The organism is Nocardia neocaledoniensis (assembly GCF_029868625.1).
GTDB lineage: Bacteria > Actinomycetota > Actinomycetes > Mycobacteriales > Mycobacteriaceae > Nocardia > Nocardia neocaledoniensis_A.
In genome coordinates this window covers 1-11,790 of record NZ_JARWOJ010000198.1, presented here as the reverse complement: position 1 = coordinate 11,790, position 11,790 = coordinate 1, and the positions used below count along the sequence as shown (strand labels likewise).

General features: G+C 67.9%; 11 protein-coding genes. 8 read left to right on the top strand and 3 right to left on the bottom strand.

Annotated elements, in window-relative coordinates:
* Window positions 1-36: 36 nt before the first annotated feature.
* From map to QH270_RS14710, 5 genes are all read left to right on the top strand, one after another.
* A complete protein-coding gene (gene map, locus QH270_RS14730; protein WP_280342172.1) occupies window positions 37-801 on the top strand; it encodes a type I methionyl aminopeptidase in 765 nt (254 codons plus the stop codon).
* 80 nt (window positions 802-881) lie between these two features.
* The gene (locus QH270_RS14725) at window positions 882-1,961 is read left to right on the top strand and encodes a BMP family lipoprotein (protein WP_280342169.1); all 1,080 of its coding nucleotides are present in this window, start codon (window positions 882-884) and stop codon (window positions 1,959-1,961) included.
* A 10-nt stretch (window positions 1,962-1,971) separates the two neighbouring features.
* Entirely contained in the window at window positions 1,972-3,504 is a 1,533-nt protein-coding gene (locus QH270_RS14720) for an ABC transporter ATP-binding protein (protein ID WP_280342166.1), read from the top strand.
* A gap of 16 nt (window positions 3,505-3,520) precedes the next feature.
* Window positions 3,521-4,795 carry an ABC transporter permease gene (locus QH270_RS14715; protein ID WP_280342163.1) on the top strand — a complete coding sequence of 425 codons (1,275 nt, stop codon included), beginning with the start codon at window positions 3,521-3,523 and terminating at the stop codon, window positions 4,793-4,795.
* Window positions 4,792-6,081, top strand: coding sequence for an ABC transporter permease (locus tag QH270_RS14710; RefSeq protein ID WP_280342161.1), 1,290 nt, complete (start codon window positions 4,792-4,794; stop codon window positions 6,079-6,081). Before QH270_RS14715 ends, QH270_RS14710 begins: the two co-directional genes overlap by 4 nt.
* On the opposite strand, the gene dtd is transcribed toward QH270_RS14710, so the two are convergent.
* Window positions 6,082-6,525 (bottom strand): D-aminoacyl-tRNA deacylase, encoded by a 444-nt coding sequence (gene dtd / locus QH270_RS14705; RefSeq protein WP_280342159.1) that lies wholly within the window; start codon window positions 6,523-6,525, stop codon window positions 6,082-6,084.
* A gap of 70 nt (window positions 6,526-6,595) precedes the next feature.
* Entirely contained in the window at window positions 6,596-8,107 is a 1,512-nt protein-coding gene (locus tag QH270_RS14700; RefSeq protein WP_280342156.1) for a hypothetical protein, read from the bottom strand.
* 243 nt (window positions 8,108-8,350) lie between these two features.
* Between QH270_RS14700 and QH270_RS14695 the strand changes: the two genes are divergently transcribed.
* The 3 genes from QH270_RS14695 (at window position 8,351) to QH270_RS14685 (ending at window position 11,523) form a co-directional block, all read left to right on the top strand.
* Window positions 8,351-10,294 (top strand): hypothetical protein, encoded by a 1,944-nt coding sequence (locus QH270_RS14695; RefSeq protein ID WP_280342153.1) that lies wholly within the window; start codon window positions 8,351-8,353, stop codon window positions 10,292-10,294.
* The gene (locus QH270_RS14690) at window positions 10,291-11,088 is read left to right on the top strand and encodes an ESX secretion-associated protein EspG (protein ID WP_280342151.1); all 798 of its coding nucleotides are present in this window, start codon (window positions 10,291-10,293) and stop codon (window positions 11,086-11,088) included. The genes QH270_RS14695 and QH270_RS14690 overlap by 4 nt, the downstream gene beginning before the upstream one ends.
* A 114-nt stretch (window positions 11,089-11,202) precedes the next feature.
* Window positions 11,203-11,523, top strand: a complete 321-nt coding sequence (locus tag QH270_RS14685; protein ID WP_280342149.1) for a hypothetical protein — start codon at window positions 11,203-11,205, stop codon at window positions 11,521-11,523.
* Window positions 11,524-11,592: 69 nt separating this feature from the next.
* On the opposite strand, the gene QH270_RS14680 is transcribed toward QH270_RS14685, so the two are convergent.
* Window positions 11,593-11,790 (bottom strand): DUF6301 family protein (locus tag QH270_RS14680; protein ID WP_280342147.1); only part of this gene is annotated, 198 nt, incomplete at its 5' end.

The window sequence follows — 11,790 nt, the reverse complement described above, 5'->3', positions numbered from 1 at the left end:
GGCGAGGCCACCTCGACGTCCTCGGCGCTGATCGGGCTGTCCGGCGCCTGGTCCCAGGCCGCCTTGCCGGGGGGGGGGGGGGCGGGCGCCGGGGCGCTCGTCGCCGTGCGCGCGGCCGCCAAGCCGGGCGTGTCGACGCTGGAGCTGGACGAGGTCGCCGAGCAGACGATCCGCGACGCGGGCGCTGTCCCGTCGTTCAAGGGGTACCACGGGTTCCCCGGCTCGATCTGCTCCTCGGTCAACGACCGGGTCGTGCACGGCATCCCCTCGGCGCAGGAGATCCTCACCGAGGGCGACCTGGTATCGATCGACTGCGGCGCCATCCTCGACGGCTGGCACGGCGACTCGGCCTGGACCTTCGGCATCGGTGACATCATCGAGGCCGACCGGCTGCTGAGCGAGGCGACCAAGCTGTCGATGGAGGCAGGCATCGCCGCGATGCTGCCCGACAACCGCCTCACCGACGTCTCGCACGCCATCGAACTCGGGACCAGGGCAGCCGAGCAGGCACACGGTCGCAAGTACGGCATCGTCGACGGCTACGGCGGTCACGCCATCGGCCGCGAGATGCACATGGACCCGTTCCTGCCGAACGAGGGCGCGCCCGGCAAGGGCCCGCGCCTGGTGGTGGGTTCGGTGCTGGCGATCGAGCCGATGCTCACGCTCGGCACCACCCAGACCGAAACGCTCGAGGACGACTGGACGGTGGTCACCACCGACGGTTCCCGGGCCGCGCACTGGGAGCACAGCGTCGCCGTCACCGAGGACGGCCCGCGCATTCTCACGTTGCGTCCCGAATAATTCCGGGCCGCGCGGAAAAAGGTCGGGTTACAAAACCTTCGAATCAGGACGCGAGCGGCGTAATCCTGTATCTCTGAGCTATGAGATCTGGCATCGCGCTGCTCGCCGCCGTGGCGACGGCTCTGCTGGCGGGCTGTGCCGAGCCGCCCGCGGAGTCGCGCTATACCGGTTCCGGTAATACGTACGGCTCGGCCACCGCGGGGTTCGAGACCTGCATGGTCACCGACGCGGGCGGCGTCGACGACAAGTCGTTCAACGAATCCGGCTGGAACGGGGTCAAGGCCGCGATCGACGCCAACCCCGGCGTCTACGGGTCGTACCGGCAGTCCAACAGTTCCGCCGATTACGAACCGAATCTGCGTGCCTCCGCCGACGACGACTGCGATCTGGTGATCGGTGTCGGCGGGTTGATGGCCGAGGCGGTCGCGCAGGTGGCGGCCGAATATCCCGACACCCGGTTCGCCATCGTCGACGCGCACGTCGATCTGGAAAACGTGTATTCGATGGAATTCAACGCCGCCCAGTCGTCGTATCTGGGTGGCTATCTCGCCGCCGGCACCAGCAAGTCCGGGAAGGTCGCCACCTGGGGCGGCATGCAGATCCCCGCGGTCACCATCTTCATGGACGGATTCGCCGCCGGCGTCGCGAAATACAACCAGGTGCACGGCACGTCCGTGGGCGTGCTCGGCTGGGACGTGGCGGCCCAGCGCGGCTCGTTCACCGGCAATTTCGACGATACGAGCGCGGGCCGTTCCCTCACCGAGAATTTCATCGCCCAGGGCGCCGACGTGATCCACCCGGTCGCGGGGCCGGTGGGCATGGGCGGCGCCTCGGCCGTGCAGGACTCGCCGGGGGTGAGCATGATCTGGGTCGACTCCGACGGTTTCGAGGCGGTGCCCGAGTACCAGCACATCATGCTGTCGTCCTCGATGAAGGACATCTCCTCGGCGGTGCGCAGCGCCATCGACAACGCGTTCACCGAAGGCCCCACCGACGGCCGCTACGTCGGCACACTCGGCAACGACGGTGTCGGGCTCGCCCCGTTCCACGATTTCGAGCAGCAGGTGCCCGCGTCGGTGAAACAGGAGCTCGAGGTCCTGCGCCGCGACATCGTCGACGGCAAGATCGTGGTCACTTCGCCCGCGGCCCCCACTGCCTGAGGAGATCCGGATGCGACTCGAAGTACGGGGACTCACCAAAACTTTCGGCGATTTCGTGGCCGACGACCACGTCGACCTGGTGGTCGAGCCCGGCCAGGTCCACGCCGTCCTCGGCGAGAACGGCGCGGGCAAATCGACCCTGATGAACATGCTCTACGGGATCCTGGAGCCCACCGCCGGTGAGATGCTGATCGACGGCGCGCCGGTGCGCTTCCGCTCGCCCGCCGACGCGATCGCCGCCGGAATCGGCATGGTGCATCAGCACTTCAAGCTGGTCGGGCCGTTCAGCGTGGCCGACAACGTGCAGCTGGGCAACGAGCACGCCAAGCGCGGGGTGCTCGACCGTGCCGCCGCCAGGAAGGCCGTGCGGGAGGTGTCCGAGCGGTACGGTCTCGCCCTCGATCCCGATGCCGTCTGCGCGAACCTGCCGGTGGGTGTGCAGCAGCGGGTGGAGATCGTGAAGGCGCTGTCCGGCGACACCGATCTGCTGATCCTCGATGAGCCGACCGCCGTGCTCACTCCGCCCGAGGTGGCCGAATTGCTCGGCATCATCCGCAATCTCACCGCGGCGGGCATGTCGGTGATCTTCATCAGTCACAAGCTGCGGGAGGTGAAGGCCATCGCCGACACCATCACCGTGCTGCGGCGCGGCAAGGTGGTCGCCGAGGCCTCGCCGCGCGACAGCGAGGCCGAGCTGGCTGCAGCCATGGTCGGCCGGGCGGTGACGCTGTCGGTGGAGCGTCCACCGGCCGAGCCGGGCGAGGTGGCGCTGGCCGTCAAGGACCTGACGGTGCTCGGGGAACGGGGCATCGCCGCGCTCGACGGCCTGAATCTCACTGTGCGCGCGGGCGAGATCGTCGGGCTCGCCGGGGTGGAGGGCAACGGGCAGACCGAGCTGGCGCGCGCGATCCTCGGCACGGTCAGGGCGGCCGCCGGTTCGGTGGAGCTGGCCGGCGCCGAGGTGACCCAGTGGCAGCCGTACCGGCGGATCACCGCGGGGCTCGGATACATCCCGGAGGATCGTGGACGGGACGGGCTGATCGGCGATTTCAGTGTCGCCGAGAACCTGGTGCTCAATCAGTATCGCGACGAACCGTATTCACGCCGCGGGGTCATGGATACCTCGGCGGTGGACGCGCTGGCCGACAAGTCCATCGCGGAGTTCGACATTCGCACGCGGGGGCCGGGGGAGCTGGTGTCGTCGCTGTCGGGCGGCAATCAGCAGAAGGTGGTGATCGCCAGGGAGTTCTCCCGCCCGCGCACGGTGCTGGTCGCCGCCCAGCCCACCCGAGGCGTCGACGTGGGCGCGATCGAGTTCATCCACTCCCGGCTGGTGGCCGAACGTGATTCGGGGACCGCGGTGCTGCTGATCTCCGCCGAACTGGACGAGATCCTGGCGCTATCGGACCGGATCGCGGTGATCCACAACGGGAAGATCGTCGGCGAGGTCGCCCCGGACACTCCGCGCGAGGTCATCGGGCAGCTCATGGTCGGCCATCGCCCCGACGACGACACCTCCGCCGATCCCGCCGCCGCGCGCTGACCTCCCGAGGACTCCCATGCCGAGTACGACCACCGAGCCGGACACCGACTCGCCCCGACCGGAACAGGACAAGCCCGGATTCGGCCGCACCTTCGCCCGGTACCTGACCGAGGCCAACGGCGTGATGGTGACGGTCTATTCGCTGCTGCTGGCCTTCCTGCTCGGCGCGCTGCTGATCATCGTTTCCGATCCGTCGGTGCGCCGCGCCTGGGCCTACTTCTTCAATCGACCCGCCGACGCGCTGAGTTTCTCCTGGACCGCCGTCAGCACCGCCTACCGCGACCTGTTCGAGGGTGCCGTCCTCGACATCGGCCGCCTGCAGGAGTACCTCGCCGGCGACGCGACGCTGGCCCAGGTGCTGCGGCCGATCTCGGAGACGCTCACCTACACCACCCCGCTGATCTTCACCGGTCTCGCCGTCGGCCTCGCGTTCCGGGCCGGGCTGTTCAATATCGGCGGGCACGGGCAGTTCATCTTCGGCATGCTCGGCGGGGTGATCGTCGGCTTCGCGGTCGACCTGCCGCCGCTGCTGCACGTGCCGCTCGCGCTGCTCGCCGGTGCGCTCGCGGGCGCGATCTGGGGCGGCATCCCCGGCGTGCTCAAAGCGAAAACCGGTGCGCACGAGGTGATCTCGTCGATCATGCTGAACAATATCGCCACGTATTTCCTGCTCTGGGCATTGGGCACCACCTTCCTGCACTCGACGACCTCGCAGGAGCTGGTGTCGAAACCGGCCGACATGTCGGCCCGGCTACCGCGCCTGCTCGGCTGGGCGGGCACCGGACTGCGGGTGAGCGTAGGTCTGCTGATCGCGCTCGCGCTGGCGGCGGCGATCTGGTGGTTGCTGCGCAAATCGACCTTCGGCTACCGGATCCGCGCGGTCGGCGCCAACACCGACGCGGCCGCCAGCTCCGGCATCGACATCGGACGCACCTTCGTCACCACGATGGGCGTGGCGGGCGGGCTGGCCGGCCTCGGCGGCGCCGCGCTGGTGCTCGGGCTCAACCCCTACACGGTGAACCCGGGCACGGTCGCCGAATACGGGTTCGACGGCATCACCGTCGCGCTGCTCGGCCGGGCGCATCCCGGCGGGATCGTGGCGGCCGCGCTGCTGTTCGGTGCGCTGAAATCGGGCACCCTGCACATGCAGCCCGCCATTCCCGTGGAGATGTCGACCCTGCTGCAGGCGGTGATCGTGCTGTTCATCGCCGCCCCCGCCCTCGTGAAAACCCTGCTGCGACTGCGCACTCCGCGCGGTGGCCTCAACACTCTGGAAGCGAGGGGCTGGTGAGTACCACCATCGCGGCACCGAAGCCGGTCGTCGACGAGGCGACCAGGCACCGCACGGCGGGCATCGTCTTCCTCGTGCTCGCCGTGGCCCTCGGCGGGCTCGGCCTGCTCTTCATCGACGGTGGCCGGACCACGACGTTCACCCTGGATCAGACCACCGAGAGCAGTTGGACCGTCGGCACACTGGCCGTCGTCCTCACCCTGTGCGTGCTGACGGCGGCGCTCGGCGCGCTCCTGCTCGTCCGGCCGCTGTCTCCGCGCCCGCACGGATGGACCGTCGGCCTCGCGGTGGCGGCGCTGGTGATCGCCGCCCTGTCGTGGGTGGTGACGCCCGGTGTGGGCTTCCCGGTCGAATTCGTCCTGATGACCACTCTGTTCCTGGCGCTGCCGTTCATCTTCGGCGCGCTCTCCGGTGTGGTGTGTGAGCGTTCCGGCGTGATCAACCTCGGCATCGAGGGACAGTTCCTGGCCGGTGCGTTCACGGCGGCCCTGTTCGCCTCGATCAGCGACAACCCCTACGTCGGCATTCTCGCCGCCCTGCTCAGCGGCATGGTCTCGACACTGCTGCTGGCCTGGCTGGCCACCCGATTCGCGGTGAACCAGCTGGTCACCGGCGTGATCCTGAACCTGCTCGCGCTCGGTCTCACCGGCTTCCTGTTCGAACGCCTGATGCGCATGGATCATTCGCTGAACGAGCCGCACACCGTGCCGCGCTTCGGCGGGTTCTTCGACGACATCGGCCTCGGCTTCCTGCCCGACATCCCCGTCGTCGGGCCCGCCCTGTTCGACCAGAACCTGTTCGTCTACGTCGCGCTGGCCTGCGTGTTCGGCCTGACCTACCTGCTGTTCAACACCCGCTGGGGCCTGCGGACCCGGGCCGTCGGCGAACATCCGGCGGCCGCCGACGCGGCGGGTATCGACGTGAACCGGCTGCGCTTCTGGAACGTCACCGTGGCGGGCGCGCTGTCCGGCTTCGGCGGCGCGTTCTTCACCATCGCCAACAATGTCTCGTTCAGCAAGAACATGACCGCCGCGCTCGGTTTCGTCGCGCTGGCGGTGATGATCGTCGGCCGCTGGCACCCCGTGGGCGTGCTGTTCGCGGCCCTGCTGTTCGGCTTCTGCAGCGCGCTGCAGCGGTTCCTGAACACCATGCCGGGCAACCCGATCCCCACCGAGTTCCTCGGCATGCTCCCGTACGTGGTCACCCTGGTGGTGGTCGCAGGCTTCATCGGCAAGGCGGTCGCCCCGGCCGCCGACGGTATCCCGTACCGGCCGGGCGACAAATAGTCAGCCCTCGAGCAGGATCGTGACCGGGCCGTCGTTGGTCAGCGCGATTCGCATGTGCGCGCCGAAACGGCCGGTCGCGACCTCGGCGCCGAGTTCGCGCAGGGCCGCGGCGAAGGCGTCGACCAGCGGTTCGGCGTGGGCGCCGGGCGCCGCGGCGTTCCAGGAGGGGCGCCTGCCCTTGGCGGTGTTGGCGTAGAGGGTGAACTGGCTGACCACCAGGATCGGCGCGTGCAGATCCGCCGCCGAGCGCTCACCGTCGAGGATGCGCAATCGCCAGGTCTTGTCCGCCAGTGCTTTCGCCGTGGCCTCGGTGTCGGAGTGGGTCGCACCGACCAGCGCGACCAGCCCGTGCGGACTGCCGGCGGCGGCCGGATCGATCCGCCCCACGACCTCGTCGTCGACGCTCACCTGGGCACTGGTCACTCGCTGCAGCAGTACTCGCACACCGATCGATCATGCCGGGACGCGGACCGCCCCGGCCGGCCGGGTCACACGGTGGCCGGAACGCGCGGTATCAGGACTTGCCGAAGAACAGGATGTCGGGCCCGAACTCGGTGAGCGGGCGCTGCTCGGCGGCCTGGCGGATGCCGCTGCCCGGCAGCTCGGTCACCTTGGCGAACATCCCGGCATTGCCGAAGGCCGCCCTGACCTGGGTCTCGGAGGCGTAGTCGGCGCCGTAGTCGGCCAGCGTGGCGAAATCGAGCGGAGCCAGCGGCGCGTCCAGCGGCGCCTGCCCGGCCGGACGGCCGAGCGCGGCGTACTGGGTGGCGACGCCGTTGTCGTAGAGGCACAACTCATAGGAGATGTTCTCGATGGTGGCGACGGTGAGCACCGGCCACTTCTCCGAGAGGGCCACCGCGAGTGGATGCTTGCCCAGGGCGCCGATCTCCCAGTTCAGGCTCTTCACCGAAATCCAGCTACCCGAGGACTTCTCGACGAGCACCACGTCGGCGCCGAGCTCGGTCGCGGGGTTGACCACGGGTTCCTTGACGCCCCAATGCTTTTCGTGCACACCCGCGAACCGCCCCGCGTCGACCTGCTCGGCGCCGTCGCGGGCGAACGCCGCGATGATCGCGGTGCGCACCTGCATCAACGCGTCGGGCGCGGTGCAGCGCACGGCGATCGCGCCGTAGGTCGCCGAGATCTCCACCGGGCGCGACGGCGGCTCCGGCATCGCGCCCGCGGCCAGTGGCTTGAGGCCGACCAGCGCGAGACGCCAGTTGATCTCGTCGATGGTCGCCAGGTCACCGCCCGACTGATACAGGATCTGCTGCTGGGTCAACCTGCCCGCGCGCTCCAGGGTCTGCGCGTTGAGCTTGATCAGCGCCTGCGTGGTCTTGAGCGTGAGATCCAGGTCCTCGATCCTGGTCTCGCGCAGCTTCGCCGTGCTCGCCGGCGAGGTGAGCTCGGAATACAGCGCGCGATAGGTCGCGATCGCCTGCTTGCGCGAGCGGCCGACCATCATCGTGCGCAACAGGGTGCTCAGGCTCGCCAGGTACTTGCCCGGCTGCTCGGACGAGCGCGCGTACATCGCGGCCCTGATCCGCACCGCCGACTCGGTCGCCGCCACCGCGGCCTCGTGATCGAGCCGCATCAACCACACGCCGCACTTGGACAGGCCGTCGGCGCACATCGCCGACACATCCGGATAGTCCTGCGCCACTTGCCGATACGCGGAACAGGCGCTGCGAATCGTGTTCGTCGCCAGCTGCCGGTGGCCGACCAGCCTGGTCGCCTGCTCGAACAGCCGCAACGCGTCCTGCAGGGCGCCCGCGTACTCGTAGGAGACATAGCCGCCGACGAGCCAGTGCAGGCGGATGGCCACCGCTTCCTGCGCCGGCTCCAGCGCCTCGGCGGTGCGGTCACGCTGCGACGGATCGTCGCGCGTCGTGAGCAATCCCTGGGCCAGCTCGGTGAGTGATCCAGCCAGCTTCAGGAAGTCCTCCGGCCGCTGACTCCTGGTGTTCGCACGGTCGGCTGCGACGCGCCGTTCGAGGCCGCTCAGGTCGGTCATGAGCAGTTCCATCGCGACGTCAATCCTGGCCTCATCCATCGTTCGAGCACGGCCGCTACCCGGCCGCTGGTGGTCGTTCGAGTTTGTCACAGATCGGCCAGGCCTGCCCGATCGTCCGCCGAACCCGGATGTTCACCCCAGCGCAGATCGGTGTTTCCGTGTGGCTGTGCATATTTCGCCTAGCTCACTAGAATGCGATGCGATGGAGCCGGCTGCGCGAGGGTCGTCGGTGGGGTGCTGCGAGGAGCGGTTGGCGTGGGCGATTCTCCCTACGAGGGGCTGGCGGGCAAGGCGAAGGTCAAGGTCGAGACGGGGGCCGCGCTCGAGGCCGCCAAGGCGTGCAGCCAGGCGATCGAAGTGTTCAAGGGTTGCCAGAATCTGTTCAAGGACCATGATCTCAACAACTACGACGAGGCCAAGCTGGGTGGCAGTCAGGTCGACGCCGGACCGCCGCTGCGGAACAAGTTCATCTCCGAGGCCACCCAGGCCAAGGACCTCATCGGGCGCTACATCGATTCGCTCGAAGACCTGGTCACCATGTTCAAGGCCGCTGGTGAGTCGTACACCGAGACCGACAAGGCGTCCGGCGACAACATCGCCACGCTCAAGGGCGAGTTGCGGAATGTGAATTCCTCGCCCGGCGCAAAGGATATGAAGGGCGAGGTCTCCCAGGCGGGCGGCTACACGCCCGCGCACTGGGAAGTCGATGTCAAGGTGCGGCAGGGCACCGGCATCGAAATCAAGAACGAGAAGCACAACTACGACATCGAGACCGCGAACGTGCCCAAGCATGCGGGCACCGCGACGGCGGAATCGGGGGGTGTGCGGATACCGGTCCGCGCGGCGGACAACATGTCCTGGCGCGATATGTACGACCTCGGTCAGCGGATCTCCTGGCAGGAGGTCGCCAACGACGCGCCGATCTGGGAGGCGATGGCGCACGCCGTCCACGGCGCCGCCTACAACCTCGAGCAGAAGCTCGGGGAGATCACCGGCGATCGGTGGGAAAGTCAGGGCGGCGAAGCGGCGCTGGCCGCGATCACCACCTTCGGCAAGTCGGCGATGGTCGCCAGCGATTCCTTCAAGATGATGCAGCAGAACCTCGAGTACACCGCGAACTGGTTGTACGCGACCAAGGTGAGCATGCCGATCGAGACCGAAGACAAGTGCGACGACGATCTGCAGGAGAACCGCGATCGATATCAGCGGCACTACGTCGACGGTGTGATGAACACCGAGAAGCTGTTCCCGGCGGCGGCGGAGCCTGCCGCGCCGAAGGGGCCGATCAAGACGCCGGACAACAATAATAACAACAACAATAATAATAATAACGGAAACAATAACGGCGGCAACAACAATGCCGGAAACAATGGTGGCAGCGGAAATTCCGGTGGCAGTGGAAATTCGGGAGGCAGCGGGAATTCCGGAGGCGGCAGCCAGCAGGCGGCGGTGGCGCCCGACGTGGCCAAGCAGCAAGCCGCCCAGCAGGCGGCCCAGCAGGCGGCGGCCGCGCTCCAGCAGAACGGCACCAACGGTTCGCAGCAGGGAGCGAACGGTCAGACGTCGGGAGCGGGTTCGGGTTCGACCGGCTCGACTGGCTCGACGGGGTCGGTGGCGGGTTCGAGCGGTTCCGGTTCGGGCGACCTGTCCAGCATCCTGTCCTCGGTGATGTCGGCGGTCACCGGCGCGGTCTCCTCGCTCACCCAGGCGTTGCCGTCGCTGGCCACCGCGCTGCAGCAGGTGTCGGCTGACACGAGCGGCACGGGCGCCACCTCGGGCCTGCCCGACTTCACCCAGCTCGGCAACCTGTTCGGGCAGTTCCCCGACCTCGCGGAAATGCTGTCGCAGTCGCCCGAGATCAACCAGCTGATCGCGGACAATCCCGCGTTGTCCCCGCTGGCGGAAATGCTGGGCATCGAGACCGCCGCGACGACCACCGACGCGACGACCACCGACGGGGCGACGGTGGTCGGCGAGACCACCGAATCGGCGACGGCCGACGCGTTCCCGCGCGCCTCGCTGCCCGATTTCTCCAACCTGCTGTCCGGGATGGACGAGGTCGTCACCCCGCTCACCGGCTTGGTCGCCGAGTCGCTCGCAACCGAAGCGCCTGCCCAGACGATCGAGGCCCCGGTCGAATCGGTCGAAGTCGGCAGCACCGGCTCGATCGCGCACGCACGGCCGGAGGCCCAGGCGTGACGCAGCAGTGGGAACTCACCGACATCGAATTCCGGGTGCTGTGGCAGCGATTCGTCGGCACCGATCTGCCGCGCCCGCTGACCTTCCAGACCAGGACACGCCTGCACGAGGACTACGAGGAAGAGAAGTACCAGGTCTGGCAGCGGCTGCAGCACACCGTCGACCCGGCGCTGCGGTCGGTCTTCGAGGTGCTGGAACGGCCCGAAGCGTACGTGCGACTGCGTGGTTGGAAGGACGACGAGCGCGAGAACGCGCAGTACTGGCTGAAGGCCAGAGCGGCGCGAGCAGGCGCGAACGGCTATCTGATCAATCAGCTGCCCGGTGAAACTCCTACCCACAGCGGCGGTTACACGATCGTCGACGTCGGGCCGCACGGGCTCGCCGACGCCATCGTCGATCTGATGCCGGTCACTGGCGCCGCCAAGGGCGGCATCATCCCGCTGGTAGTCGACGGCGGCGACACCCGGGACGAGTACGCGCCGCGGCCCTCGATGTTCTTCGAGGAAGCTGACACCTCGATCGCCCAGCGCAGCACCGAATTCCTGAACCGGCCCGCCGAGCGCACCGGCACCATCAACATCCTGCAGAACCAGTCGATGTTCGGCTCCCGCGGGATGCACCGCGACATCCTGGTATGGCGGGACCTGCCCGAGGACGGCCGGTACGTCATCGACCTGCCGAGCGAGAATCCCATCGCCACACCGGTGTCCAGGTCCGATCTGATCGGCAAGGTCAATTCCTCGATCGAGCGGATGATGTCACGGGTGGAATCGCACTGGGAGGCGAACGCGTAGGCACCACCCGTTCACAGCGGTGTCATGCGCGGTTCTCTCGGCCGTGCCAGGCTGTTGCGTAGGCGAAAGAGTTGTGGTGTGCTCGAAGCACCACTCGTGGAGGGATTGAGGGCGATGGGCACCTTCGAGTACGACGCCGACAACTTCCGGACCGCGGCGGGCAAATCGCGCGGCGTCGGCAATTCACTCACCAGCATCATCAACACGCTGAACAGCTCGTTGAACAGCCGCGGAAACGTCTGGGGCAACGACAAACTCGGCAAGAGCTTCAACGACGGCCCCGGTGGCGGCGACGGCTACGACGCCTCGTGGACCAACACCAGCGACAACGTCAAGACCATGGCCAAATCCATGAAGGACTTCGCCGACGGCCAGACCGAGAGCGCCGACTACATCGACAAGATGGAAAAGGGCAACCGTGACGGTCTGACCTAGGCCGCTGCTTCAGCAGGCGTCGCCGCTGTCTCGCCTCAGTTCTCGTCGGAGATAACGAGGCTCAGTCGGTCACAGCAGCCCCTGCTTCTCGAGTTCGATGTTGCGGTCGTCTGCGGCCAGTTGTGCGTTGGTGGTCAGGTTGAGCCATACCGAGGCGTCGAAGCGCACGAGCAAAAGTGTGGCCTGGGGCCCGGCCCACCGCAACTGGAGGGGCGGACCGGCGACGCGCGCGGTTGGTTCACCGAGCTTGGCGGTGATCGCCGCAGC